At 59.2% G+C, this 26,702-nt stretch carries 23 protein-coding genes and 1 tRNA gene; 7 read left to right on the top strand and 17 right to left on the bottom strand.

Annotation, left to right across the window (positions count from 1 at the left end; genetic code table 11):
- Positions 1 to 220: hypothetical protein (locus tag J4D99_RS16640; protein WP_208132853.1), on the top strand; the 220-nt coding region annotated here is incomplete at its 5' end.
- 820 nt (positions 221 to 1,040) lie between these two features.
- Here the strand turns inward: J4D99_RS16640 and J4D99_RS16635 are convergent.
- From J4D99_RS16635 to J4D99_RS16615, 5 genes are all read right to left on the bottom strand, one after another.
- Entirely contained in the window at positions 1,041 to 2,309 is a 1,269-nt protein-coding gene (locus tag J4D99_RS16635) for an adenylosuccinate synthase (RefSeq protein WP_208132852.1), read from the bottom strand.
- A 25-nt stretch (positions 2,310 to 2,334) separates the two neighbouring features.
- Positions 2,335 to 2,685 (bottom strand): STAS domain-containing protein, encoded by a 351-nt coding sequence (locus J4D99_RS16630; RefSeq protein ID WP_208132851.1) that lies wholly within the window; start codon positions 2,683 to 2,685, stop codon positions 2,335 to 2,337.
- Between the two features lie 5 nt (positions 2,686 to 2,690).
- Positions 2,691 to 3,170, bottom strand: a complete 480-nt coding sequence (locus J4D99_RS16625; protein ID WP_208132865.1) for a Fur family transcriptional regulator — start codon at positions 3,168 to 3,170, stop codon at positions 2,691 to 2,693.
- 187 nt (positions 3,171 to 3,357) lie between these two features.
- Complete coding sequence (locus tag J4D99_RS16620) at positions 3,358 to 3,687, bottom strand: CHY zinc finger protein (RefSeq protein ID WP_208132850.1); 330 nt, start codon at positions 3,685 to 3,687, stop codon at positions 3,358 to 3,360.
- Positions 3,687 to 5,891, bottom strand: coding sequence for a RelA/SpoT family protein (locus J4D99_RS16615; RefSeq protein WP_208132849.1), 2,205 nt, complete (start codon positions 5,889 to 5,891; stop codon positions 3,687 to 3,689). The genes J4D99_RS16620 and J4D99_RS16615 overlap by 1 nt, the downstream gene beginning before the upstream one ends.
- 131 nt (positions 5,892 to 6,022) lie before the next feature.
- Between J4D99_RS16615 and J4D99_RS16610 the strand changes: the two genes are divergently transcribed.
- From J4D99_RS16610 to J4D99_RS16600, 3 genes are all read left to right on the top strand, one after another.
- A tRNA-Leu gene (locus tag J4D99_RS16610) sits at positions 6,023 to 6,104 on the top strand.
- A 90-nt stretch (positions 6,105 to 6,194) separates the two neighbouring features.
- A complete protein-coding gene (gene tig, locus J4D99_RS16605; protein ID WP_208132848.1) occupies positions 6,195 to 7,529 on the top strand; it encodes a trigger factor in 1,335 nt (444 codons plus the stop codon).
- A gap of 153 nt (positions 7,530 to 7,682) precedes the next feature.
- Positions 7,683 to 8,390, top strand: a complete 708-nt coding sequence (locus J4D99_RS16600; protein ID WP_173114800.1) for a ClpP family protease — start codon at positions 7,683 to 7,685, stop codon at positions 8,388 to 8,390.
- A gap of 49 nt (positions 8,391 to 8,439) precedes the next feature.
- On the opposite strand, the gene J4D99_RS16595 is transcribed toward J4D99_RS16600, so the two are convergent.
- Positions 8,440 to 8,715, bottom strand: a complete 276-nt coding sequence (locus J4D99_RS16595; RefSeq protein WP_208132866.1) for a hypothetical protein — start codon at positions 8,713 to 8,715, stop codon at positions 8,440 to 8,442.
- Here J4D99_RS16595 and clpX point away from each other — a divergent pair.
- Together clpX and J4D99_RS16585 are read left to right on the top strand one after the other, a co-directional pair.
- The gene (clpX, locus tag J4D99_RS16590; RefSeq protein ID WP_208132847.1) at positions 8,648 to 9,871 is read left to right on the top strand and encodes an ATP-dependent Clp protease ATP-binding subunit ClpX; all 1,224 of its coding nucleotides are present in this window, start codon (positions 8,648 to 8,650) and stop codon (positions 9,869 to 9,871) included. The two genes, J4D99_RS16595 and clpX, sit on opposite strands and share 68 nt — an antisense overlap.
- A gap of 104 nt (positions 9,872 to 9,975) precedes the next feature.
- On the top strand, positions 9,976 to 12,672 hold the full coding sequence (locus tag J4D99_RS16585) for a cyclic nucleotide-binding domain-containing protein (protein ID WP_208132846.1): 2,697 nt from the start codon (positions 9,976 to 9,978) through the stop codon (positions 12,670 to 12,672).
- A gap of 67 nt (positions 12,673 to 12,739) precedes the next feature.
- On the opposite strand, the gene J4D99_RS16580 is transcribed toward J4D99_RS16585, so the two are convergent.
- The 5 genes from J4D99_RS16580 to J4D99_RS16560 all read right to left on the bottom strand — a co-directional run bounded on the left by J4D99_RS16580 (position 12,740) and on the right by J4D99_RS16560 (position 18,283).
- Positions 12,740 to 13,786: an adenylate/guanylate cyclase domain-containing protein gene (locus tag J4D99_RS16580; protein ID WP_208132845.1), complete on the bottom strand. Its 1,047-nt coding sequence runs from the start codon at positions 13,784 to 13,786 to the stop codon at positions 12,740 to 12,742.
- A complete protein-coding gene (locus J4D99_RS16575) occupies positions 13,783 to 14,166 on the bottom strand; it encodes a response regulator (protein WP_208132844.1) in 384 nt (127 codons plus the stop codon). The genes J4D99_RS16580 and J4D99_RS16575 overlap by 4 nt, the downstream gene beginning before the upstream one ends.
- Positions 14,167 to 14,197: 31 nt before the next feature.
- Positions 14,198 to 15,574 (bottom strand): sensor histidine kinase, encoded by a 1,377-nt coding sequence (locus J4D99_RS16570; RefSeq protein WP_236018704.1) that lies wholly within the window; start codon positions 15,572 to 15,574, stop codon positions 14,198 to 14,200.
- A gap of 46 nt (positions 15,575 to 15,620) precedes the next feature.
- Entirely contained in the window at positions 15,621 to 17,024 is a 1,404-nt protein-coding gene (locus tag J4D99_RS16565; protein ID WP_236018703.1) for a sensor histidine kinase, read from the bottom strand.
- Positions 17,025 to 17,113: 89 nt separating this feature from the next.
- Positions 17,114 to 18,283, bottom strand: a complete 1,170-nt coding sequence (locus J4D99_RS16560; protein WP_208132843.1) for an NTP transferase domain-containing protein — start codon at positions 18,281 to 18,283, stop codon at positions 17,114 to 17,116.
- A 98-nt stretch (positions 18,284 to 18,381) separates the two neighbouring features.
- Between J4D99_RS16560 and J4D99_RS16555 the strand changes: the two genes are divergently transcribed.
- A complete protein-coding gene (locus tag J4D99_RS16555; RefSeq protein WP_208132842.1) occupies positions 18,382 to 19,596 on the top strand; it encodes a molybdenum cofactor synthesis domain-containing protein in 1,215 nt (404 codons plus the stop codon).
- 74 nt (positions 19,597 to 19,670) lie between these two features.
- On the opposite strand, the gene J4D99_RS16550 is transcribed toward J4D99_RS16555, so the two are convergent.
- From J4D99_RS16550 to lpxB, 6 genes are all read right to left on the bottom strand, one after another.
- Positions 19,671 to 19,817: an MFS transporter small subunit gene (locus J4D99_RS16550; protein ID WP_208132841.1), complete on the bottom strand. Its 147-nt coding sequence runs from the start codon at positions 19,815 to 19,817 to the stop codon at positions 19,671 to 19,673.
- A gap of 33 nt (positions 19,818 to 19,850) precedes the next feature.
- Positions 19,851 to 21,263, bottom strand: a complete 1,413-nt coding sequence (locus tag J4D99_RS16545; RefSeq protein ID WP_208132840.1) for an L-lactate MFS transporter — start codon at positions 21,261 to 21,263, stop codon at positions 19,851 to 19,853.
- A 217-nt stretch (positions 21,264 to 21,480) separates the two neighbouring features.
- On the bottom strand, positions 21,481 to 24,045 hold the full coding sequence (locus tag J4D99_RS16540; protein ID WP_208132839.1) for an FdhF/YdeP family oxidoreductase: 2,565 nt from the start codon (positions 24,043 to 24,045) through the stop codon (positions 21,481 to 21,483).
- A 78-nt stretch (positions 24,046 to 24,123) separates the two neighbouring features.
- Entirely contained in the window at positions 24,124 to 24,459 is a 336-nt protein-coding gene (locus J4D99_RS16535) for a DUF7009 family protein (protein WP_208132838.1), read from the bottom strand.
- A gap of 95 nt (positions 24,460 to 24,554) precedes the next feature.
- The gene (gene fdhD, locus J4D99_RS16530; protein ID WP_208132837.1) at positions 24,555 to 25,427 is read right to left on the bottom strand and encodes a formate dehydrogenase accessory sulfurtransferase FdhD; all 873 of its coding nucleotides are present in this window, start codon (positions 25,425 to 25,427) and stop codon (positions 24,555 to 24,557) included.
- Between the two features lie 104 nt (positions 25,428 to 25,531).
- Positions 25,532 to 26,656 carry a lipid-A-disaccharide synthase gene (lpxB, locus tag J4D99_RS16525; RefSeq protein WP_208132836.1) on the bottom strand — a complete coding sequence of 375 codons (1,125 nt, stop codon included), beginning with the start codon at positions 26,654 to 26,656 and terminating at the stop codon, positions 25,532 to 25,534.
- Between the last annotated feature and the right edge of the window lie 46 nt (positions 26,657 to 26,702).

The raw sequence follows: 26,702 nt of genomic DNA, 5'->3' as shown, positions 1-26,702 counted from the left end.
GTGCAAAGGTACGGTGAGCATTTTTGATTTCGCAAGCGATTTGAAAAATTTCTTTTTCTACTCGGGTTGCGGCGCGCTCGGCAGGTACTACCCGCTGGCTCGCCAGAAAGTTCCGCGACCGGTGCGTGTGCTAAAAACCTGCGTTTGCAGCTTGCCAGTGGGCCTTTTGCCGTTTGGGACTGCAAAGGTAGCAGGACTTTTGGAGCAGACAAGCATATGAGTACGAAATAGGACGTGCTGCAGTTGTAAGTGCCTGAGAATGGCGGCAAAAAAGTTCTGTATTATTTGCCACCGCATTTCTACTGAATTTTGCAACTTAGCTGCGTCATAATATGGGCCTTATTGCTCTTCTTAGGGCTATACCTCTCTACCTTAGCGTCTTATATCCAAGCAATAAACGAGAAATTCATCCCAGCATGCGCTGTCACAAAACGAGCTGCTACCATGCTCAAAGCTCACAAGGGTATTAAACACTTAAGGTAATCGAAAGCAGAATCGGATTTTGTATGCTAGTGAGTGATGGAATTGTAACTGCTCAAATTCGCTCTGGAGAGCGACAGACTAAGCTGGAAACGTGGCGCAAGGTCTTTTCAGACTTTTACCAATATCAGAATTACCCGCAATAAGCTTTACTTACAAGGAATCGGAGGGCAACTTTGGGCCATTCATGAATGAGGGTAAGAGAAATGACGGATTGAGTGTTGACAAACCCTGAAGCGACTTGGTGGAAAAAGGTCAGCTTAAGATTGGGGCACGTACTGGGTCGCTTTTGGACTACATATAAGGGCAACTGCCTATAGGCTTCTTATAAGGTGTTAAAGCCTGCCGACTTTAGCAGGTATAATATAGATCAATTGACGCTGATACATAATTAAGGTATTTGCCAAGTATATGTGCACCTTTTCGAGGAACGATAAGATGAGGCTGTATTTCACAAAAAAGGAGTGAGTACTAAGCCGAGAAGTATCTCTGGACTTAGTACTCACTCCAATTGAGAACATGTTCTGCTACTTATACAGGCAGCGGAAGCTCAGGTAGCTCTAACGAAACAACGTGCTCATTCTATCAGGGCCGACGCTGACAATGCGGATGGGCACCTGTAGCTCCTTTTCGAGGAAGGCTAGGTAGTCTCGGAGGGGCTGGGGAAACTGAGCAGCGTCGGTGACCTGGGTAAGGTCGGTATTCCAGCCACGGATGGCTTGATATTCGGGGGTGATAGTTTCGAGTTGGCCGGGGTCGGGCAGATTAGGGGTGCTTTCGCCAGTGGCAGTGCGGTAATGGGTGCAGGCCTGAATTTCGGCGAAGCCGTCGAGTACATCGGCTTTCATAAGATGCAGCTCGGTGACACCATTGAGCATGATGGCGTAGCGGAGGGCAGGCAGGTCTATCCAGCCGGTGCGGCGAGGGCGGCCGGTAGTGGAACCGAACTCGCGGCCAGCCTGGCGGATTTGCTCGCCCACTTCATCGTTAAGCTCGGTGGGGAAAGGACCGCTGCCGACGCGCGTGCAATAGGCTTTGGTGATACCGTATACCTTGTCGATGTGGCGTGGGGCGATACCCAGCCCAGTGCAAGCGCCAGCGGCGATGGTGCTCGATGAAGTAACGTAGGGGTAAGTACCAAAGTCGATATCGAGCAAAGAGCCTTGGGCCCCCTCGGCAAGGATGCGCTTGCCTTTGCTAAGCAGGTCGTTGAGTAGAAACTCGGTGTCGATGAGTTGAAGTGTGCGCAGAAACTCAACGGCGGAGAAGAAGTCGGCTTCGAAGTCTGCTATTTCCAGTTCCTTGTTATAGTGCGCAGCGATGCTGGCGTGGTGCGCCACGGCTTCCTGGTAGCGCTCCTGAAAATCGGGCAGCAAGATGTGGCTAACGCGCAGACCTACGCGACCAATTTTGTCGGAGTACGTGGGGCCGATGCCTTTGAGAGTGCTGCCGATTTTGGTGTTGCCACGCGCTTCTTCGCTAATGCGGTCGAGGGCACGGTGCGAGGGCAGAATGAGTTGCGCTTTTTTGGAAACAAAGAGGTTTTGGCTCCAGTCTACTCCCCTATCGGTCAGCTTTTGCAATTCCTGACGGAATACAACGGGGTCAAGCACAACACCATTGCCGACAATATTAAGGATGTGGGGGTGAAAAATGCCGCTAGGCACCTGGTGTAGCACATGCTTTAGTCCATCGAAGGTGAGGGTATGGCCCGCATTAGGCCCACCCTGAAAGCGTGCTACGGCATCGTAGGTGGGGGCTAGCACATCCACGATTTTGCCTTTTCCTTCATCGCCCCACTGGAGGCCTACTAATACGTCTACTGGCATTTCTAAAAAACAAAAAAATAGCCGCCTAAGAGGCGGCTGTGAGTAGTTGCTGGCGGGCGGTGGCTGCGTCAGCAGCTACGATGAAAATATTATTAAGCTTGGTGAGGGCTAACATCTTACGGGGGTGGTCGGCAGGGTTGATGAGAACCATCTCGCCACCCCGGCTCCGAAACTTGGTGAGCAGTGACACTAGGACGCCGATGCCAGTGCTATTGATGTAGCGAATACTAGATAAGTCCACGGCGCAGCTAGTGACCGCATCGCCAAGGTATTCATTTACCGAAGCAACAAGCTGCTGGGTATCGGGGCTGCCAATGAGGTCGCCATTCAGCGTTAGGTAAAGAATGCCGTCGGTGAGGGTGCTGGTAGTGGTCATCTACGCTACTTTACGGGCTCAGGAGCGGGGCCGCTAGCCCCCTTGGCGCGGCAATCGCCGCAGATACCGTACAAATTTAAGGAATGATGCAGAATGTGAAAGTTCAGCAGGTCGCCTACCATCGTCTGAATACCATGAATGCGGGGGTCGCAAAACTCTACCACCTTGTGGCACTCGGTACAAATAACGTGGTCGTGCTGCCGATAGCCATAACTTTTTTCGTACTGCGCGAGGTTGCGGCCAAACTGGTGCTTGCTCACCAAACCCTGCTCTACCAGCAAATCGAGGGTATTATAGACCGTGGCGCGGCTTACCTGCAGGTTACGCTCTTTCATCCCGGCATACAACTCCTCGACATCGAAGTGGCCCGAGCGCACATAAATTTCTTCGAGAATGGCATATCGCTCGGCCGTCTTGCGCAGGCCTTTGTTTTCGAGGTGAGCCGTAAATATTTTTTTTACTTCTTCCAGCCGGTCAGTATTCAGGGTGGCTTGGCTTGAAGCGCTAGGGGTATGACGGTCGGCGTAGCCAACTTCCGAGGAGCCGCCGGCGCCTTGGGCGGCCTCGGCAGCACGGTAAGGAAATGCTAGGGGTGTATTAAGCACGGAGTAGGTAAGGATAGATAATTACAAAAGCTCTTGGCTGCGTAAGTCGAAAACCCAGCCTTAAGTTTTACTGCTCGAAATAGAGGTGGTAATGTGTGGCACAGCCGGGGTTGAACGCCGCCTGGCAGCTAGGGCACTTATTAGCGCAGGCTAGATATTGCTCGATGCTGAGCGTGCTGTGGCAATTGCCGCAGTACACGGCCGGCTCGCTAAACTCCTGGCGCGGCCACACCTGCGCCGGGTGGCTAGCCGCCTCGTTATGACACTTGATACAAGCATAAAAAGTATCGCAACACTTATGCTTGATGGCAATAATGTCGCGCTCGGAGTGGTAATGCGCGCACTGCGTGCGGGCATTAACCCGGCTTCCGGATACAAAAACTGGGGCTGACTGCATTACGAATCGAAGCGCTCAACTTGCAGCACCCCATTAACTTTTGATAAACGCTGGATGAGCTTATTTAAATGGTCGGTATCGTTGACAAATACCATAATCTGGCCTTCGAAAAAGCCATCGTTCGAATCGACGGTAATGGAGCGCATATTTACCTTAAGGCTAGTGGAGATGATGCGCGTCACATCATTCACTATACCCACGCGGTCGGAGCCTTTAAGGCGAATGCCCGCTAAGAAGGCTAACTCTAGTTGGTCGGTCCATTTGGCCCGCACAATGCGGTTGCCATAGTTCGACATCAAATCGACGGCTCGCGGGCAACTTGTGCGGTGGATAATGAGGCCCGTTTCGGTTTCGAAGCCAAACACGTCGTCGCCCGGAATAGGATTGCAGCAACGCGCCAAGCTGTGGTTAAACTTATCCGTGCGCTCCCCCACTACGAGCATATCGGCCCGTACACCCCTGATTTTCTGCACTTCGTGGTCAAATGCCTTCCGCTCCAGTACCGAGCCTGGCCGAGCCGCCGTTGAGGTCTTAAACAGCGAGTCGCGGATTTCACGCCCATCGAGCTGGCCCATGGCTAGCCTATAGTAGAAGTCCTGCGCGTGAGGCACGTTGAAATAGGCTAGCACCCGCTGAAAATTTTCGGGCGTATTCTCTACCCCAATTAGCTCCAGACGCTTTTCGTAGATGAACTTGCCATCGTCGGCCTTGGCACGCTTGTCATCGCGCAAAAAGTCCTTGATACGCGTCTTGGCCTTACTGGTAATCACGTAGTTAAGCCACTCAGGCGTCGGCTTCTGCTTATGCGAAGTCAGAATTTCAACCTGGTCGCCGTTGCGCAGCTGGTAGCTGAAGGGCTCCAGCTTCTGGTTGACTTTAGCCCCTAGGCAGTGCAGACCGATGTGCGTGTGGATATCAAACGCAAAGTCGAGCGCCGTTGCCTTGTCGGGCAAGATAACAAGCTTGCCCTTGGGCGTAAAGGTGTATACCTCCTTCACAAACAGGTTCTGGCGGAACTCATCCATGAACTCCAGGGCACTGGAGTTATTGGTTTCCAGCATTTCGCGCACACGGTTCACCCACGCCTCAAGCGTTGATTCGGGCTGTAGGCTGCCGGTATCCTTGTATTTCCAGTGCGCAGCGTACCCTTTTTCGGCGATGTCGTCCATACGACGCGAGCGGATTTGCACCTCTACCCACTGGCCGGGGTGCGACATCACCGTAGTGTGCAGGCTCTCATAGCCGTTGGCTTTAGGCGTGCTTACCCAGTCGCGCAGGCGGTCGGGGTTAGGCTGGTAAAAGTCCGTCACAATGGAATAAACCTGCCAGCAAGCCGCTTTCTCTTGCTCGGGCGGCACATCCAGAATGACGCGAATAGCAAACAGGTCGTATACCTCCTCAAAGGTAACGTTCTGCTTGCGCATCTTCTTGAGAATCGAATAGATACTCTTTGGCCGGCCCTTTATTTCGTAGTGAAAGCCTTGGGCTTTCAGCTCCTCGTCAATGGGGTGCACAAACTCTTTGATGAAGCGGTTGCGGGCGCTTTGGCTTTGCTTCACCTTGCCTTTCAACTCCGCATACACCTCCGTGTCGGTATACTTGAGGTGCAGGTCTTCTAGCTCTGTCTTGATGGCGTAGAGACCCAAACGGTGGGCTAGCGGGGCATAGAGATAGATGGTTTCGCTGGCAATTTTGAGCTGCTTATGGCGCGGCATCGAGTCGAGCGTGCGCATGTTGTGCAGGCGGTCGGCTAGCTTGATGAGAATCACGCGCACATCCTCGCTCAGCGTGAGCAGCATCTTGCGGAAGTTCTCAGCCTGTTCGCTCGAACCGTATTCAAAAACACCCGAAATCTTAGTCAGGCCATCGATAATACGGGCGACTTTGGGCCCAAAGTCGCGCTCGATGTCCGACAATTCGGTGGGCGTGTCCTCTACTACATCGTGCAGCAGCGCCGCCACGATACTCGTAGTACCCAGACCTATTTCCTCTACCGCAATCTGGGCCACAGCCAGCGGATGCAGGATATAGGGCTCGCCCGATTTGCGGCGCATATCCTTATGCGCCTCCAGGCTCTGGTTGAAGGCCTTCTTAATCAGCTTAGTATCACCGTCGTGCAAGTAAGGCTTGGCCGTGCGCAGCAGGCGGCGGTAATGGCGCAGGATTTCCTGGCGCTCGGCTTCAAGGTCAATTACGGGAGGCATGATACCGCAAATAACACGCGTAGGAAGCAAAAGGTGACAGCCAATTATTTATTCTGGCTAGGGTTTTGCGCAGCCACCAAATAATTCCTACCTTTGCGGCCCCGCAGCGACCGGCAGCGAGGAGCCCACCTGCGGATGTGGCGAAATTGGTAGACGTGCCAGACTTAGGATCTGGTGCCGCAAGGCGTGTGGGTTCGAGTCCCTCCATCCGCACTTTTCTGTTAAGCAGGCCCCTGGCTACGTAGTTGGGGGCCTTTTTTTTAACCTTTCCGACTGGCAAGCACCAAGCTTGCTCCCACCGTTTTGAATATTACGCTTGACCGCAATGAGGAGCAGCTAACCGGGCTGCTAAACGTGCATCTCGATGAGGCTGACTACAGCGACGCCGTAGAGAAGCAAATCAAAGAGACCACCAAGAAGGCGCAGTTCAAAGGCTTCCGCCCCGGCAAAGTGCCCGCCGGCCTGGTGCGCAAAATGTATGGCAAAGGCATTCTCGCCGACGAAATCAACCGTCTGCTCGGCAGCTCGGTGGATTCGTACCTGCGCGACAACAACGTAAAAATCTTGGGCGAGCCGATTCCGGTGCCTAGCGACGTAGATTTTGACACGGCCAAATCGTTCGACTTCCAGTTTGAGCTAGGCCTGCTGCCCGACTTCGAGCTGCCCGCTGAAAACAAGGTAGAGCTGAAGCGTCCCGCCATTACCCTCGACGACGCAACCCTAGCGGAGACCAACGAGCAGATTGTGCGTCAGTTTGGTGAGACCACCAACCCCGAGGCTTCGGAAGCTGATGACTACCTCTTTGGCAAGCTGAAAAAGGCTGGCGCAGAAGGCGAAGGCCAGACAGTATTGCTGCCCATCAACAAGGTGAAGAATGGCCAGGAGCGCTTTATTGGTGTGAAGGCTGGCGACACGCTGACCTTTGACCTGAGCGATGCTTTCGGCGGCGACGCAGGCGCTATCCGTAGCTTCTCGGGCTTGAGCAAAGAGGAGGCTAGCGGTGCTACTGGCGACTACGAGTTTGAGGTAGAGAAAATCAACCGCACGGCTGCTCCCGAAGAAAACCAGGAGCTGTTCGACAAGGTGTTTGGCCCCGAGGCAGTTTCTTCGAAAGAGGAATTTGACGCCAAGGTGCGCGAAACGGTACAGGGCAACTACGACCGTGAGTCGGACAACCTGGTGAACCGTCGCCTCATCGACGCGATGATTGACAACACCACCATCCAGATTCCGACCGAGTTCTTTAAGAAGTGGCTAGTGCGCGCCAACGAAGGCAAGCTCGACGCCGCCACGGTAGAGCAGCACTACTCGGATTACGAGCGTGAGCTGAAGTGGAGCCTCATCCGCAACAAGGTGGTAGAAGACATGGGCCTCAAAGTAGAGACCGACGAAATCCGCAACCGCGTGCTGGACAAGATTTTGGGCCAGTTTGGTGGTGGCATGCAGCTGACCGACGAAATGCGCCAGGGCATGGTAGGTTTTGCTGATAACTACCTCAAGCAGGAGAACGGCAAGAACTACGTGCAGGAGTACGAAGCCATTCTGGCAGAGAAAGTAGTAGAGGCCCTGCGTGGCAAAGTTGTTGTTACGGATGAGCCCGTAACGGCCGAAGAATTCCGCAACCAGAACGAGGGCTAAACCTTCGGCCTAGTTGACAAGTTAAAAAGCCTTTACGCCCCGCGTAAGGGCTTTTTTGTGTTGTACACAGTACGTTTACAATATCACTAGCCCCTACTCGTCTTTTGGTTTTGAACACGGGCAAGCAGCCGCTTACCCCCTACTTAATCCCCAATGCTGAATAAACAAGAGTTTCGCAAATTTGCCGTAAAGCATCAGGGCCTCAGCGGCTTGGGTGTTGACCAATACATCCAGCACGTAGAGGGCCAAACGCGTGGCGGGCTCATTATGCCCACCGGCATGACCCGCTCGGTAATTGAAGAGCGCCCGCAGAACTTCCGGGAAATTGACGTGTTTTCGCGCCTCATCATGGACCGTATCGTGTTCTTGGGTACGGCCGTAGATGATTACATCGCCAATATCCTAACGGCGCAGATGCTATTCCTGGAGTCGGCCGACTCGAAGAAAGATATCTTGCTGTATATCAACTCTCCCGGTGGCTCGGTGTATGCTGGCCTCGGCATCTATGACACGATGCAGTATGTGAACCCCGACGTGGCGACCATCTGCACGGGCCTAGCGGCCTCGATGGGTGCCGTGCTACTGGCCGGTGGTGCCAAGGACAAGCGTTCGGCCCTCCCCCACGCTCGCGTGATGATTCACCAGCCTAGCGGCGGCGCCCAAGGTCAATCGACCGACATTGAAATCACGGCCCGTGAGATTTTGAAGCTCAAGAAGGAGCTATATGACATTCTGGCAAAACACTCGGGCAAGACGTATCAGGAAATCTATGACAACTCGGAGCGCGACTACTGGATGCGCGCCGACGAGGCCAAGGAGTATGGCCTGATTGACGAAGTACTGGAGAAAAAGCCTGCCTAGACCGCAGATTCAAACGGATTTCGCAAATACGCTCGCTAACGCGGGCTGACTAGCCGGGATTTGTGGCGTTTAGAAAAAGGCCGTTCGATTGGACGGCCTTTTTTAGTGGATTTTTAGTACTCGCAGCAACTAAACCCTGGAGCAACGTCTTTACTGCAACGCGTCTCTTTGAGGTTAGCCAGGCGCAATGCTGGGCGGCCAACTTATCTTTGTAGCCGTTTTCTTCGGAAAACGCTTCTTCTATCTGAATACTCCCGATGCCGGAAATAGCCTGCTCCTTCTGTAACAAGCCCAAGCGCGATGTCGCGGTGATGATTTCGGGCATTAATGCCCACATCTGCGAGAAGTGCGTGGCGCAGGCCCAGCACATCCTGAGCGAAGAAACCAAGCTGCAGGCCGAAGCCCGCACGCCCAAGTTCAACCTCATCAAGCCCCGCGAAATCAAAACCCACCTTGACCAATATGTGGTGGGACAGGACGAAGCCAAGCGTGTGATGAGCGTGGCCGTGTACAACCACTATAAGCGCCTGATGCAGAAGCCGCAGCACGACGAGGTAGTGATTGAAAAGTCGAACATCATCATGGTGGGCGAAACTGGCACTGGCAAGACTTTCCTGGCCCGCATGCTGGCCAAAATTCTGCAAGTGCCCTTCTGCATTGCCGATGCTACGGTGCTGACTGAGGCGGGCTATGTGGGCGAAGACGTAGAAAGCATCCTGACGCGCCTGCTGCAAGCGGCCGACTACAACCTCGAAGCGGCCGAGCGCGGCATCGTGTACATCGACGAGATTGATAAGATTGCCCGTAAGAGCGACAACCCCAGCATCACGCGCGACGTGAGCGGCGAGGGCGTGCAGCAAGCCTTGCTGAAGCTGCTCGAAGGCACGCATATCAACGTGCCGCCGCAGGGCGGCCGCAAGCACCCCGACCAGAAAATGATTTCGGTAAATACCGAAAATATTCTCTTCATGTGCGGCGGGGCGTTTTCGGGTATTGACCGCATTATTAAGAGCCGCCTGAATACTAAGCCAATGGGCTTCTCGAAGACCAACCTCGACGAGAACGTAGACACGCAGAATTTCCTGCGCTACGTGTCGGCGCAGGATATCAAGTCGTTCGGGCTCATTCCGGAACTGATAGGTCGCCTACCAGTGCTCACGCACCTCAACCCGCTGGATAAGAGCACACTGCGCCTTATTCTCACCGAGCCCAAGAACTCGTTGGTGCGGCAGTACAAGCGCTTGTTTAACATGGAGAACATTGCCCTCGACTTTACTGAGGAAGCCCTCGAATACATCGTGGAGCGCGCCGACGAATATCGCCTCGGTGCCCGTGGCCTGCGTTCCATCTGCGAGAGCATCATGACCGATGCCATGTTTGAGATGCCTTCGGAGGCAGGCGTGGTAGAGTTTACCATCACGGAGAGCTACGCCCGCAGCAAGTTTGAGAAATCGCCGCTACGGCTGATGCGCGCGGCGTAGGCCGCTGGCAACCCGCTAAGTAAGAAGGTCGTGCTACGCAAAGTGCAGCACGGCCTTCTTTTTTTAACTTTTCAGCAACTGAACCCTGGCCTAACTTGCGGGCCATGACGATAACTGAACGCGGGCGGCAGCTGCTGGGCGTGCGTCCCGAAGAAGGGCGCACGGTGTGGCTGTTCTTCCTGCACAATTTCCTGCTAGGGGTCGGTACCATCCTGGTCTATGTGGCGGCCAACGTGCTGCTGCTCGAAAACAACCCCGAGCGCAACCTGCCGCTGGCTTATGGGGTAGCGGCGCTGGCTATGCTAGCCACAGGCCAGGTGTATGCGCATTTCGAGCACCACTGGCTGCTGCAAAAGCTGGCGGTGCGGGTGCTGCTGGCGGCAGTGGCCCTGGCGGGCGTGCTAGGGGTACTGGTAGTAGTAGGCCACTCGGTGGCAGCGGCCATAGCCATTATGGCGGGCTACCGGGTTATTTATCTGCTGACTAATCTGGAGTTCTGGGGCGTGTCGGCAGTGGTGTTTGATGTGCGCCAAGGCAAGCGGCTGTTTGGCATTATCAGCGCGGGCGACATGCCGGCCAAAGCCATGGGCGCGGTGCTGGCCATCTTTATCCACAGCAATGGGGAGCTGCCGTGGCTGCTGGGCACGGCGTTTGGCGCCTATCTGCTGGCGCTGCTGGCCCTGCGGGCCACGCTAAGCTCACACGTAGTGGAGGCGGCGCCGATGGCACGCCGGGCACGCGTGCAGGCCGTGGCGCCGGGACTGCGACGCTGGTTTGGCGACAGCCAGATGGTGCAGACCATGTGCCTGGCCCTGCTAGGGCTAGCGGCCGTAACGACGGGCATCGAGTACTTGTTTTTTGTGAATGTGAAGCACCGCTTTCACGATGAAGCGGCCATCATGCGCTACGTGGGCACGGTGCTCGTGAGCACGTATCTCGTAGCCATGCTGTTCAAGCTGCTACTGTCGCAGCACACCGTAGACCGGCTAGGGGTGCGCTGGGTACTGTTGGCCCTGCCGGCCGCCGTGCTAGCGGGACTGGCCCTCTATGCCGGCCTGAACCGAGCCGATATCGAGGCTACATTACTGTATTTCTGCGGGTTGTATCTGGGGCTGGAAGTATTGCGCCGGGCAGTATTTGACCCCGTATTCCTGCTTTTATTTCAGCCCTTAACGCCTACCGAGCGCCTGCAGGCCCATACGTTGGCCAAGGGCTTGTATGAGCCGCTGGGCATGGCGGTGGGCGGCGGGCTGCTGTTTGCTCTGCACGCGCTGCCTGGCGGCCAAACGTGGGGGCCATTTATCTGGATGGGCCTGCTAATGGCGGGCGTGCTGGTTTTGCTGACGCGCACTTACCGCCAATACGTGGCCGAATTGCAGCACGCGCTCAGCCGCCGCTTTGCCGATGAGGAAGTCGTAGCAGAACCAACGAATATGGCAGGCGCCACTGCAACACCAGCAGTGGCGAGCGCCGACGAAATTCGCAGCCTAGCCCATCAATTGCACAGTAAAACCAGCCGGCCGGCCGCTACACAGCAGCTACTGCGCCTGGGCGATGCCGCCCTACCTACCCTGGCCGAGGTATTGAGCCTTGACGCTGACCAAAGCGTGGTGCGGCGCGTGGCCCAGGTATTCGGCCGGCTGCGCACCCCGGCCAGCCGCCAGCTGCTGGTGGCACTGGCCCGGCAGCCCAACCTATTTCGTCGCGAAGCGGCGCTACGGGCACTGCGCCATTTTGACGTGGCGCCAACTGAGGTCCCGCTGTTTCAGGCCCTGGTGCACGATGAATTGCAGCTGGCCCAGCAGCTACTGCACGGCCAGGCCACAGCTAGCCCCGAGCTAGCCAGCTGCCTCGACTATGAGCTGACGCGCACCCAGCAGCGCGTGTTTGCCCTGCTAGGCCAGATTTATTCGCCCCAACTCATTGCCGATGCCCAGCGTGGGGTAGCCCACGCCGCCCGCGAGCGCCAAGCCAACGCCCTTGAGATTCTTGATAACAGCATTGCCCGGCCCACCTACCAGGGCCTGCAAGCCCTGTTGAGCCTGGCCCCGCCAACTGAAAAAGAGCGCACCTTCGACCGCCTGCTGGGCCCGCTGCTAGCTCCCCCACCCATCGTCGAAACCATTGTAGAGCGCGGCGAAACGGCATTTTCGGACTGGACCGTGCGCGCCGCGCTAGCGCAGTGGCAGCCTGCGGCGACTACCGTAGCGGCCCTTTCCCCGCATTTGCGCAGCCCTAGCCCGCTGGTGCGCGAAAGCGCTTTTGCCATTTTGGCGCGGCTGAAAAGTCAGCAGCCTACCTTGTATCAGCAGCTGCACGCTGCCCACCAAACGCTTGATACCTTACTTATGAGCCACGCCGCCACTACCTCGCACATCAGCGCCGCCGAGCGGGTGGCGGTGCTTCAGCAAACGGCCCTCTTTGCCGAAACGCCCGAAAATGTGCTCAGCAGCATCGTGCCGATTATGCACGAAGTCAGCTTTGCCGCCGGCCAGCAGATTTTTGCCAAGGGCGACCTAGGGGCCTCGCTCTTTATTGTCTACGAGGGCCTAGTGGGCGTTTTCAACGGCGCGCAGCAGTTAGCCACGTTCAGCAAGGGCGACTTCTTTGGCGAGCTAGCCCTGCTCGATGCCGAGCCGCGGTCGGCCTCGGCCGTGGCGCAGGGCGCCGTGACGGCTTTCCGGCTCGACCAGGAGGACTTTTATGACGTGATGGAAGAGCGGGGCGAGGTACTGCGCAACATTATGAAAGTGCTCTGCCAGCGTCTCAGAAAGCAAAATGAGGCGATGCAGGTACGCTAGGCAAGCCAAGGACTAGGCCCCGCTTGTCATTGCGAGCAATGCGAAGCAATGACAAGTAGATTATAGGCTACGCCACTACCTCGTAGGTCATTATTGGGTTAGCTTTATTTTTCAGCTTCAACTCGCCTATCGGCTGGCACTCAAAGCTTTCCTTGATGCGCTCGTAGATAGTTTCGGTGATAACAATCTGGTTCGGCTGGGCAGCCGACTGTAGGCGCTGGCTCACGTTTACGGTGTCGCCTATCACGGTGTAGTCGAGGCGCTTGAGGCTGGCCGAGCCAATGTTGCCCGATACCATTTCGCCGGTATTGATGCCGATACTGATGGCCGGGCGGTAGTCGGTGCCGTTGGGCAGCGCGTCGTGGGCAGTTTGCAGCTGAGCGCGCACGGCTAGGGCCGCGTCGAGGGCGCGGTCGAGGTGGTACTCGCCCCGAAATACCGCCATCACGGCGTCGCCCATAAACTTATCGACGTAGCCGCCGTGGGCAATTATCTCCTTCACTATCTGGTCGAAATACTTATTTAGCAGCCCCACCACCGTGGCGGCCGGCTGCGTCTCAGACAGCGAGGTGAATCCGCAAATGTCTACGAACATCACCGAGGCCTCGACCGTTTCGCTGGCCAGCAGCTTGTTTTCGAAGCCGGGCCGGGCCATAAAATTGATGACCGTCTCGTCGACGTACATCTTCAGGATGTTGTTTTCCTGGATGGCCTTCATGGTGTCGCGCAATTGCTGCACGTGGCTAGCCGTCTTCTCAATGGTCAGCTCTAGGTCGTTGAAATCGACGGGCTTGCACACAAAATCGAAGGCCCCGCCGTTCATGGCCGCCCGGATGTTTTGCATGTCGCCGTAGGCCGACACCATCACGGTTTTGGTGACGGGGCTAGCCTCGGGCAGGCGGCCGAGCAGCGTGAGGCCATCCATGACGGGCATGTTGATATCGGAGAGCACGATATCAGTATCGGGGTGCTCACTGAGGCGGTCGAGGGCTTCCTGGCCGTTGCCGGCGAAGACAAACTCGTAGGCATTTTCGCGGATTTTGCGGCGAAACTTCTGCTTGATAAGCAGTTCCAAGTCAGCCTCGTCATCCACTACTAAAATCTTGGTTTTCATGTATTTTCAATAGCGTGGAGCTTGTCGCGCAGGGTAGCAAAATCGACAGGCTTGGTCAGAAAGTCATCGGCCCCTAGCTGAAGGGCTTGTTGGTGGGTAGCCTCGTCGCCGTAGGCCGTCAGCATCATTACGCGGGGTGGCGGCGGGGGCAGCGGGTCGCTCTTTACGTGGCGCAGTAGTTCGAGCCCGCTCATGCCGGGCATGTTGATATCAGATAGAATCAGGACGACTTCGCTCGGGTGGTCGCGCAAAAATGTGAGCGCTTCTTCGCCCGAGTAGGCAAAAGAGAACGTGAACTCGCCACTACGGATTTCGCGCCGGAAGCGCTGCTCGAATAGCATCCGCACGTCCATTTCGTCGTCAACTACCAGTATTTTCATCTTAAGTAAAGGTAAGAAAAAGCATGAGCCGCTAGGCTACCGACCGGGGTAGCCGCAACGTAAATTCGGTGCCCTGGCCGGGCTGGCTTTCTACCGTGAGCGTGCCGCCGTGGCCCTGGGTCACGATGTCGTGGCTGAGCGAGAGGCCTAGCCCCGTTCCCTCGCCGGTGGGCTTGGTAGTAAAAAAAGGCTGAAAAATCTTGTCCCGCACTTCGTCCGGGATGCCCGTGCCATTGTCCGACACCTGCACCTGCACATAGCCATCTGTTAGCTGGGTAGCTACGCGCACGGTGGGCTGGTAGCCTGGTTCGCCCGCCTGCTGGCGCTTTTGCACCGCATAAAAGGCATTGGTAACCAGGTTGAGTAGCACCCGGCCCAGGTCGCCGGGCACCGCCTCTATGAGGGGCAGCCCAGGCGCCAGGTCCAGCTTCAAGTCGGCGTTGAACGACTTATCCTTGGCGCGCAGGCCGTGATATGCCAGGCGCAGGTACTCGTCGGCCAGCGCGTTCACGTCGGTGGGCTGCCGCTCGCCGGTGCTGGCGCGGCTGTGCTCGAGCATACCGCGCACAATGCCCGCCGCCCGGCCCCCGTGCTGGGCAATGCGCGCTAGATTCTGCTTGAGGTCGGCGAGCAGCTCGGCTTCGAGGTCGTGGTCGCGGGTAGGGCTAACGCGCTCCTCGGTGAGCTCGGCCACGAGCTCCACGCTCACATCGGCAAAATTGTTGACGAAGTTGAGCGGGTTTTGAATCTCGTGCGCAATGCCCGCCGTGAGCTCCCCGAGCGAGGCCATCTTCTCACTTTGGATAAGCTGGTCTTGGGTGGCTTGCAGCTCGGCGAGGGTGGCGCGCAGCTCATCGGTCTGGCGGGCCAGGGCGGCCGTGCGCTGGTTTACTTCATATTCGAGCGTTTCGCTCTGCGTTTCAATGGCACGCTGCTCCTGCTCGGCGGCCAGGCGCGCCTGGGCCTCAGTTTTGAGGTTTTTGATTTGGCTGCGAGCCACTAGCAGCCAGGCCCCTGCCCAAAAAAGCACCAGCGCCTCCACACTATCGACCGCCCCACTCTTATCCAAGGCGGTAGTAAATGGCCGCACCAGCAGCTCGATAATCAGCAGGAGCGTGCCGGGCACCAGGGCCACGGCCATCCAGAGCGCGGGGCGGTAAGTGCGCAGCCGCCAGCCAATGGCTAGGCCCACACACATTACCAGGGCCAGAAAAATATCGTCGAGCCAATTTACCAGCGGCCCACCCACCACCATGCCTAGCCCTATAATGACCGCGGCCGGCTGCCAGAGGCGCGCAAGCCAGTGGTCCCACTGCGGCAGGCGCGTGGGAATGTCCAGGGCTTTGCGGCCCCAGTACACCATCCCGATAGCCATTGCCGGGGTCATTAACAATTCTCCATCTGCCATGCGCTCAGTTGGTTATAGTAGCATAAAAAGCATCCTGGCTCATCCCTTATCGAAACGGCAACCGTATCACAAACTCGGTAAACTCCCCCTCCTGGCTTTCCACGCTGAGCGTACCCTCGTGGCCCTGCACAATAATATCGTGGGCTAGCGAAAGGCCCAGCCCGGTGCCCTCGCCGCTGGGCTTGGTCGTGAAAAAAGGCTGAAAAATCTTATTCTGCACTGCCGCCGGAATACCGGTGCCGTTGTCACGAACGTAGATTTCGACTTCTTCGCCCGCCCGGCACGTGCGCACCTGCACGGTGGGCACGTAGCCAGGGCCTGCGGCCTGCTGGCGCTTTTGCACCGCATAAAAGGCGTTGGTGAAGAGGTTTAGCAGCACGCGGCCCAAGTCGCCGGGCACAGCAGGCACCAGCGGCAGCAGGGCCGCAAAATCAGTGTTGAGGGTAGCGTTGAAGGTCTTGTCCTTAGCCCGCAGGCCGTGGTAGGCCAGGCGCAGGTACTCATCGGCCAGCGCGTTCACATCGGTGGGCTGGCGCTCGCCGGTGCTCTGGCGCGAGTGGGCCAGCATACCGCGTACAATGCTGGCCGCCCGCTGCCCGTGTTGGTTGATTTTGTGGAGGTTGTGGCGCAGGTCGGTGAGCAGCTCGTCTTCCAGGCCTACATCGGGCGTGGGGCTGGCCTGCTCTGCTTCGAGCTCGGCTACCAGCTCGGCGCTCACATCGGCAAAATTGTTGACGAAGTTGAGCGGGTTCTGTATCTCGTGGGCAATACCGGCCGTGAGCTCCCCGAGCGAGGCCATCTTCTCGCGCTGAATGAGCTGTTGCTGCGTGGCGCGCAACTCGGTGAGGGCCCCTTGCAACTCGCTAGACTGCTGGGTAAGAGCCGCGGTGCGGGCGGCTACCAGCCGCTCAAGGTCGGCATTGCGGGCGGCGGCTTGGCGGCGCTGCTTTTCCTCCTCCTCGCGCCGGGCCTGCTGCTTAGCCAGCAATTTCTTTTGGTAAAAAGCTAGCCCCGTAATGATGCCGAACCAGTAGAGATTGAGCTTGCCCAAGCTCTTGAAATAATTGGACAGTGGCGCTACAAACTGATAGCCCAGCACTTGCTGCCCTAGCGAGGTGGCGCGGTATAGGGCGGGCACCGCCAGCGCCCAGAGCATAATGGCCGCCGGCCGGTAGTGGCGCACCGGCCACAGCACGGCCGCCGCCACCCCCAGCACGAAAAGAATGTACCATTCGTCGAGCAGGTCGTTGTGGTAGCGCAGCACCGCTGTAACGCCAAACCCCACGGCCGCCGGCACCCACAGCGCGAGCAGCCAGGTGCGGGCGCGGGGCATGTGGCGGGGCTTGTCGAGCAGGGCGCGCAGGATGGCTGCCAGCGCGAAAGCCATGCTCATGGCAGGCAGCAATTGCCAGTTATAGAGTTGCTTCCAGTCGAGAATGGCTTGCTTCATAGGGCGAGGGCCGGGCTGAGCGACAGCCGCCCGACAAACCTAGCACGGAGTGCCTGATTTGCGCATACCCGGCTCCCGCTTTCCTTCGGCTACCCTAGTGCCTGCTCGGCGGCGGCACGCTCGGCGGGCGTGTTCACGTTGCGCAGCGCCTCACCGGCGGGCGTGGGCAGCACGACTACGTCGCTGTTAATAAGCATTTTGCGGGGGCATGAATAGCCCAGCCCTAGAAACCGCAGCAGCTCGGGATAGGCGCGCGGCTCGAAAATGGTGATGAGCGGCTCTGGGAACTCGCTGCCCGGGCTCTGAAAGGCCGTGGCCAGCCGAGTGGGCTGGCGGCCAGCCACAAGCTGGCGCAGCACGTCGGCCGTGAGGAAAGGCAGGTCGCAGGCCAGCACCAGCCACGCGGCATTCGGGTCGTGGCGAAAAGCCGATAAAATTCCCCCTAGCGGCCCCAGACCCAGAAACGTATCGGGCAGGGGCTGCAAGCTGGCCGGCAGCTCAGCGGCCTGCTCGGCGCGGCACGACACAAAAACGTCTTGGCACACCTCGGCCAGCAGGCCAGCGGCTGCCTCGCGCTGCTCGCGGCCGCTAGGGCCGTAGCGCAGGCTGCCCTTGTCGGCGCCCATACGCTGGCTAAGGCCGCCGGCCAACACCAGGCCGCGCAACGGAGCCTGGCGGGCAGCCAGCCACTGCTGCACCCAAGCGGCTAGCCCGGCCACATCGGCCAGGGCAAAGCGTGGCAGCGTATGGTGGTTCGGCAAGTGGGCTTGCAGGTACTCTGGCACTTCGGCTACGCCTTCGGCCAGCACCAGGGCTTGCACATTGCTCAGCTTGTCGAGCTTGTGGGCCAAGGACTTGCGCGGGTCAATGAGTACTATCAGGTGGCTGGCGCGAAAATGGTTGCCGTTCACCAGGGCCAGGCTAGCCCCAGCCAGCAGGTCGGGCTGCGAAAAGCGGTCGAGGGCACGGCGCTCGTCGAGGCGGCGAAAGTGAATTTTGTCGGTCAGCTCGGCGTAGGCGCCGGCTTGTAAGAGCAGACTCTGGGTGCTGGCCGCATCGGCATCGCCGCTGGCGTGGTCGGCATCGACATAGCCCACGCGGTGGCCGGCCGGGGCTAGCACGGCCGTGAGCGCAGCTGCCAGCCGCTGAATATCGCCGCAGGGCGCGCCGAGAAAGGCGAGTTCGTGGCGAGCAAATTCGCCCACGGCGGGGCGGGTCAGGTCGGCGTGCTTGGTGCGGGGGGAAGCAGAATCAGTCATGGCACTCGTAACAATTGAACGGCAAAATAGCTTGCTTTGCGCGTATCAAATCGGGCTAGCCTGCCTTGCAGCGCTGCTTCTCACTTCTTCCTTCCGCCGTGCTTTCCGTCGAAGATGCCTCCCGCCAGGTGCTAGCCACTGCCCACCTGCTGCCCACCGAAACCGTACCGCTGGCCGCCGCCGTGGGCCGCGTGCTGCGCCAGGAAGTAGTGGCCGACCGCGATTTTCCGCCCTATAACCGTGTCACGATGGACGGCATCGCGGTGCAGTATAGCGCTTTGCAGAATGGTCAATCCACCTTTCCCATTGAGCGCACGCAGCTGGCCGGCGCCCCGCCCGCGCCACTGGCTAGCCCCCAGGCAGCCATCGAAATAATGACGGGCGCCGCCCTGCCGCCCGGCACCGACACCATCATTCGCTACGAAGACCTGGATATTAGCGATACGCCCAGCCGCCAGGCCACGGTGCGCGTGGCCCCGCCCCGCGCCGGCCACAACGTGCACGCCCAGGGCAGCGACCAGCCGGCCGGCGCGCGGCTGCTAGCCCCCGGCCTGGTGCTAAGCCCCGCCGAAATTGCCGTAGCTGCCACTGTAGGCGCCGCCACCCTGGCCGTAGCCCGCCGCCCGCGCCTGGCCGTAGTGAGCACTGGCGACGAAATTGTGCCCATTGAGGCCACGCCCCTGCCCCACCAAATTCGGCGCTCCAACGGCCCCATGCTGTGCGCCGCGCTAGCCCTAGCCGGCTGCGAAAGCCAGGAATTTCACTTGCCCGACGACCTGGCGTCGCTTAAGACGTCACTGCCGGCGCTGCTGGCGGACTTCGACGCAGTGCTGCTGAGTGGGGGCGTCTCGAAGGGCCAGGCCGATTTTTTGCCGCAAGCCCTACGCGAGCTGGGTGTGACGGAGATTTTTCACCGGGTGGCGCAGCGGCCGGGCCAGCCGTTCTGGTTTGGGCAAGCGCCGGGGGGCGCGGTGGTATTTGCGCTGCCCGGCAACCCGGTGGCCACGTTTGCCAATTACTACCGCTACGTGCAGCCCTGGCTGCGCCAGTGCCAGGGGCTGCCCGCCGAGGCTAGCCGGCCAGTAGTTGCCGAGCTAGCTGGCCCCGTGGAGTTCAAGCCAGCGCTCACCTACTTCCTGGCGGTGCGCCTCGAACAAGCGCCCGATGGCCGCCTGCTGGCTCACCCCACTCCCACGGCCGGCTCGGGCGACCTCGCCGGCCTGCTCGCCGCCGATGGCCTGCTGGAGCTGCCGCCCGACCAGTCGCAGTTTGCGGCGGGCACGGCGTGGCCGCTGTGGCGCTACCGGGCCTAGCCATTACCCCTACCACGACAAAAGCCGCTCATTCGGGGTAGAATGAGCGGCTTTTGGGTGGGCTAACTTTTGACTTACTTGAACAAAGCCAGCGCTTTCATAAACGTTTGCGACACGCCCCAGGCCAGGGGAATGCCCACGTAGAGCCAGGCCAGCACGGCCGAGCCGCCCGACGACGCTTCGGTCGCTACTGGGGCAGTGGTATTAGGGTTAGGGTTCATCGGTAGTAAGGTTTAGAGATAAGAAAAGGTGGCCTAGTGGCCGCCGGCTTCAATGGTTACCGGGCCTTTTTCCTGATATTTTTCGTTGACCGCCGTCACGGCCAGGTCGGCCAGGAAGCCCACGACCAGCAGGCCCGCCATCGTGTAGAATACGTTTTGGTAAGCTGCCGCGCCTACCAAGCCTTTTTCCTTGGCGTTGTCGTGCAATAGGTGCACGATAAGCGGCCCTAGCACGCCGGCCGTACTCCAGGCTGTGAGCAAGCGGCCGTGGATAGCGCCCACCTGGTACTTGCCAAACAGGTCAGATAAGAAGGCTGGCGCCGTGGCAAAGCCGCCGCCGTACATGCTGATAATTACGCAGGCCACCACCACAAACAGCGTCAGCTGCAAGCCGTGACCCAGGGTGGGGATAAGCGCGTACAAAATCACCCCTAGCCCGAAGTAAATCAGATAGGTAGGCTTGCGGCCGAGCTTATCCGAAGCCGACGACCAGAAGAAGCGGCCGAGCAGGTTGAACAAGCTGAGCAGGCCCACGAAGCCGGCAGCAGCAGCGGCCGTTACGCCCCGGCCTGCGCCCATAGCCGCGTCGGAAAAGGTTTCCTGGATGAGCGGCGAGGCCGTTTCGAGCACCCCAATACCGGCCGTTACGTTGCAGAGCAGCACCACCCACAGCAGCCAGAACTGCGGCGTTTTGATGGCGTTATCGGCCGACACGTTGCCAGTGGTGATGAGGGCGCTGTGCTCCTCGTTGGGCACGTAGCCAGCAGGCTTCCAGTCGTCGGCGGGCACCCGGATAGTCCACACCCCAAACTGCATGAAGAGCAAGTAGATAATGCCCATCGCAATAAACGTGGGCGCCACGCCCTGCGGCGCCGAGCCCTTGAAGTGGTTCATGAGGGCCACGGCCAGCGGCGAGCCTATCATGGCGCCGCCGCCAAAGCCCATGATGGCCATGCCCGTCGCCACGCCCTTGCGGTCGGGAAACCACTTGATGAGCGTGCTCACCGGCGAGATATAGCCGATACCCAGCCCGATGCCGCCCACGAAGCCGTAGCCGAAGTACACTAACCAGATATTATGCAGGCTCACCCCTAGCGCGGCAATGAGAAAGCCGCCGCCAAAGCACAGCGACGCGGCCAGCATGGCCTTGCGGGGCCCCACCCGCTCGAGCCACTTGCCAAAGAGCGCGGCCGACAGGCCTAGCAGCACAATGGCGATGGAGAAGGTAAAGCCAATCTGGGTGGGCGTCCAGTCGGTGGGCGCCGGGTTGGCCGGGTCGCCGCTGATAAGCGACCCTAGCGGCTTATTGAATACGCTAAATGCATAGGCCTGCCCGATGGCGAGGTGAATAGCCAGCGCGGCAGGCGGCACCAGCCAGCGATTGTAGCCGGGCGGGGCAATGGTACGGCTGCGGTCAAGCAGCGGGGCAGCGGAAGTATCGGCCATAGAAGGTGGGAAAGAGGAAGGTGAAAGCTGTGTGAACGATGGATTTAGCCGTGCTAAGCCTACGCAAGGTAGAAGCACTAGCGGGCCGGGCAAGCAGACTGAGCGCATTATTTTGCTCATCTGCTATAGCTGGCATTTTACTGCTAGGGGTCTGATTAGGTTGGGCAATGAAAAAGCCCCTGGCGAGGTTGCCAGGGGCCTTCATCGGGTATATTCGCTAGGCGGGCACGGCCTGCTGCCGCTGCTTCTGGGCTTGCGGCGCCTGCCCTACTTTAGTGGGTGCCACCGTCACTACCACGTACTTTGAGGTAGGCGTATTGCTCACCTTGGCCACGCTCGAAATAGGAACCAGCGGGTTGGCCTCGGGGAAGTAAGCCGACACGTTGCCCTTCGGAATGTCGTAGGGAATTGCCAGAAACTTCTCCACCGTGCGCTGCTCACCCTCAAAATGGCTCGTGATGTCGATGAGGTCCTTGGCTTTGAGGCCGCGCGCTGCCATATCCTCCTTGTTCATAAACAACACCCGGCGCTCGCCGTGGATGCCCCGGTAGCGGTCGTTGTAGTCGTAGATGGTGGTGTTGAACTGGTCGTGGCTGCGCACCGTCATCAGGATAAGCTGGTCGGGCTCCACGGTGTACTTCTCCAGGTCGGTGGTGGTGAAGTTAGCCATGCCGTTTTGGGTCGTGAACTTGCGCTCGCGGGGCCCGTTGGGTAGGTAGAAGCCGCCTGGCTGGCGCAGCTGCTCGTTGAACTTCTCAAAGCCCGGAATGACGCGCGAAATGTGGTCGCGAATCACGTCGTAGTTCTCGGTCATGGCCACCCAGTCGGCCACGTTGGTGCGGTCGGGGCCTAGCGTGGCAATGGCCACACCAGCCAGGATGGCGACCTCGCTCATCATGTTGTGGCCGGGCAGCGGCACGAGTACGCCCTTGTTCTGGCTTACCACACCCATCGAGTTTTCGCAGCTGGTCATCTGGTGGCCACTCTTCTGCATGTCGATGTCGGCGTGCGTGAAGCAGGGCAGCAGCAGGCTGGTTTTGCCGGTGGTAAGGTGGCCGCGGTTGAGCTTGGTGCCCACAAACACAGTCAGGTTTTGCTTGCGCATACCGTCGGCAATCAGCTCCGTGTCGGGGCCGGCGGCCAGCAGGTTGCCGCCCAAGCTGAAGAACACCTTCACGTCGCCGTGATACATGGCCTTGATGGTTTCAACCGTGTCGTGGCCGTGCTTGTAGGGCGGCGTGAAGTTAAACTCCTTGCCGAGCGCATCCTGAAACACTTTGGTAGGTTGCTCCCACACGCCCATCGTGCGGTCGCCCTGCACGTTGGAGTGGCCACGCACCGGGCAGGTGCCCGCGCCGGGCTTGCCGATGGCGCCCTTCATCAGGTGCAGGTTCACAATCTCCTGGATGGTCTGCACGCCCTGGCGCTGCTGCGTCACCCCCATGGCCCAGCAGGTCACTATCTTCTGTTTGGTGGCCAGCATATTAGCTGCCTCCAGCAGCAGCGCCCGGCTGATGCCGCTTACCTGCTCAATGTCTTCCCAGCTGGTGTTGCGGATATTCTGCTCAAACGACTCGAAGCCCGTGGTGAATTCCTTGATAAAAGCATGGTCTACCACCTGGCCGGGGTTACGGTCCTCGGCCTCGAAGAGGTGCTTCATGATGCCGCGCAGCAGGGCCATATCGCCATCTACCCGCACTTGCAGGAAGAGGTCGGTTATCGGCGTGCCATCGCCCAGCAGCACCCCTAGCGCCTTAAGGGGGTTCATGAAGTCCTGCGGGTTTTTGAAGTGGTTAAGGCCGGCTTCAATCAACGGGTTCACGCTGATGATTTTAGCTCCGTTCTTCTTGGCCTTTTGCAGGGCCGTGAGCATGCGCGGGTGGTTGGTGCCCGGGTTTTGCCCGATAATGAGAATTACCTCGGCTTCGTGAATGTCGTTGAGCGTTACCGAGCCCTTGCCGAGGCCTAGCGTGGGGCTAAGGGCCGCACCGCTGCTCTCGTGGCACATATTCGAGCAGTCGGGCAAGTTGTTGGTGCCGAACTGCTTGGCAAACAATTGAAACAGGAAAGCCGGCTCATTAGGTACCTTGCCCGAGGTGTAAAATGCAGCTTCCCAGGGCGAAGACAGGGCGTTCAGCTCCTTGCCAATTAGGTCGAAGGCTTCGGGCCACTCGATGGGCTCATAGTGAGTGCCGCCGGGGCGCTTCACCATGGGGTGCGTGAGGCGGCCGAGGTTGTTCTGGTCGCGGTCGGTGAAGTGCGAGAGCTCGGCCAGGCTGTACTTGGCAAATACTTCGGGGCCGCAGGCTTTGTCGTCGGCATCCGAGGCCGTGGCCTTGGCGCCGTTCTCACAAAACTCGGCCACCGAGCGGTGGTCATCCGGGTCAGGCCAGGCGCAGGAAGAGCAGTCGAAGCCGTCTTTCTGGTTCATCTTGAGCAGGCCGTGGGTGCCGCGCGTCACGCCCGCCTCGCCCCAGTTAAACTCCATCGACTTCATCACCGCCTGTACGCCGGCCGCTATTTTCATGCGCTTTTCGAGCCGCAGGCCAGTCAGCTCCTCGGTGGGCTGGGCCAGCACCGGGTTTTTATACTTGGCGCCGGCCACGTCGGGGGCCGGAATGTGACGCTGGTCGCGCTCGCCCTGGGGGTCGGGGCGGTAGTGGTCGTTGGTAGGCGCTGTGCCCTGGTCGGGACGCTCGCCGCTCTTGGGCGCGTTTTGCTGGGCGCCCTGCTGCTCGGTTTTGCCCGCCTTGCTCGGGTCGTTGATGGGAGACTCTTCCATATCAATAGGGGTAGTAAAGGGTGGGCTGAGAACGAAGGTAGAACAAGCTAAGGCGGCGAGCCGGTTATTAAATAAATCCTAGTGTTGACTGTCCAGGTCTTTTTCAACCAGAATACGTAATTCCCGGCCTTCAGCTACCAAAACCAGGCCTTTAAAACCAATGTTTTCGGTACCGGTCCAGTTGCGGGCCACGCTATCTGGCACTTCCACGGCCAGCGCACCAGCTTCGTAGCGCACCTGCACGGCTGTGGCTGGGCTAGCCGCCGGCAGGCGCTCCAAGGAGTAGAGCAGCGTTTGGGCCGGGCCCGGCCCAAACGCAATGCTATACGCCACCCGCCCAGTGGCGGCGAACTGCTGCACTTCGGCCTCCGACAAGCGCAGGCGCAGGGAGTTTTCTTCCAGTCGTAGTTTCATGACCGCAGATTCAAACGGATTAAACGGATTTCGCAGATACGCCCGCTGAAGCGGGCCGGCTGGTTTTTGGTGCTGAGGTTTGCTCGTTGTGGGGGTTATGCGGGGGCGATGCGCTGGGCATGGGTGTAAATATTAAAGCGGTCGCCGCGCACAAAGCCCAGCAGCGTGAGGCCAAACTCTTCGGCGGCTTCTACGGCCAGGCTGCTTGGCGCACCCACGGCGGCCAGAATAGCCACGCCTGCCAGGGCAGCCTTCTGCACCAGCTCGAAGCTGGCCCGGCCACTCAGCAGCGCAATATGCTGGCCCAGCGGCAGCTGGCCGGCCAGCAGGGCCGCGCCCACCACTTTATCAAAGGCATTGTGGCGGCCTACGTCTTCGCGCAGCAGCAATAGTTCGCCTTCGGCCGAAAACAGGGCCGTGGCGTGCAGGCCGCCCGTTTGCTCAAACACCGGCTGGGCCGCCCGCTGCCGCCCGGGCAGCGCATAAATGAGGCTGGCCGGCACCCGGGGGCTAGCGGGCGATGGCGGCACTGGGCAACTGGTGGCCTTCACTGCGTCGATGCTGGTTTTGCCGCACACCCCGCAGCTCGAAGTGGTGTAGAAGTGCCGCTCCAGCCGGTCGAGCTCCAGCACCACGCCCGGGGCCAGCACCGCGCGCAGCACGTTGCCGCGCTCCTTGGGCCGGCGCGGGTCGGCGTGGTGGGCTAGCGACTCAATGTCGGCCGGGCTGTTGATAATGCCCTCGCTCAGCAGAAAGCCCGCCACCAGCTCGGCGTCGTGGCCGGGTGTGCGCATGGTCACGGCCAGGCTGTGGGTTTGGCGCTGGCCGCTAGGGCCGTATTCCAAGCTGATTTCGAGCGGAGCCTCGATGGCCAGCACGTCGGTAGCGCGCGTGAGCGTGGTGCCCACCACGCGCTGCACGGTGGTGCGCTCGGCGCTGGCCTGGGCAGAAGAAAGGGAGGGCAGCATAGGGCTAGCCGGGCCTTAAACTAGTAGGGCCGGCCTGGCTACCTAAATAACCAAGCCGGCCCAAATGTTCAGGCGCTCCACGCGCTCGCGTAGCTGCCTCCGGCCTAAGCGGCGGCCTGCTTTTCACCCAAATAATTAATCATCAGTGCGGCGGCCTGGCGGGCAGCATTGTGCTGGCCCAGCTTTTCGCGCAGCTCGGCATAGCCGGCTTTTTGCTTTGCGATGTAGGCCTCGTCGGTGAGCAGGCGCTTAAGCTCGTCGAGCAGGTTGCGGGCCGTGAAGTCGCCCTGAATAAATTCTTCCACCACCGTGCGGCCCACAATGAGGTTGACGAGCGAGATGTAGGGCACCTTAATCACGGCCTTCCCAATCATGTAGGTGAGGCCGCTGGTGCGGTAGCACACCACTTGCGGCACCCCAAACAGGGCCGTTTCGAGGGTGGCCGTGCCGCTCGTCACGAGGGCCGCGCTAGCCCGGCTCAGCAGGTCGTAGGCCTGGTCGAACACGAGCTTGATGCCGTTGCGCTCGAAGTGGGCGTAGTAGGCGCGGTCGAGGTTGCTCACGGCCGCCACCACAAACTGGTAGTCCTGAAACGCGGGCAGCACGGCCAGCATCTCGTGCAGCATTTCTTCGATTTCCTGCTTGCGCGAGCCCGGCAGCACGGCAATAATCTTGCGCTCGGGGTCGAGCCCGTGCTGGGCCATGAAATTGGGGTCTTGCTGGAAGGCAGCTACCTCATCGGCCGTGGGGTTGCCGATGTAATCGACCTTGTACTCGAAGCGCTGGTAGAACTCGGACTCGAAAGGCAGAATAACGAACATCTTATCTACCAGTGCTTTAATTTTCTCGACCCGGCTCTGATTCCAGGCCCAGATTTTGGGCGAGATATAGTAAAACACCCGGATGCCGTGCGCCTTGGCCCAGGCCGCCATGCGCAGATTGAACCCGCCATAGTCCACGAGTATCAGCACATCGGGGCGATAAGCCAGGATATCGGCCTGGCACTGCTTCAGAAACCCCCGGAATTTGAGCAGGCTGGTAGCCGTTTCCCAAAAGCCCATCACGGCCAGCTCGCGGTAGTGGCGCACGAGGTGGCCGCCTTCGGCCTCCATTTGGTCGCCGCCCCAGTAGCGGAAGTCGGCGCCCGGGTCCTGGCTCTTCAATTCGCGCAAGAGGTGGGCGGCGTGGGTGTCGCCGGAGCGCTCGCCGGCTATTAGATAGTACTTCACCTTTTTAAGTCATCCTGAGCTTGCGAAGGACCTTCTCACGCCTGCG

This window comes from Hymenobacter sp. BT559 (assembly GCF_017571525.1).
Taxonomy (GTDB): domain Bacteria; phylum Bacteroidota; class Bacteroidia; order Cytophagales; family Hymenobacteraceae; genus Hymenobacter; species Hymenobacter ginsengisoli.
Note: the sequence above shows the minus strand (reverse complement) of the source record. Positions and strands in the feature narration are given on the sequence as shown.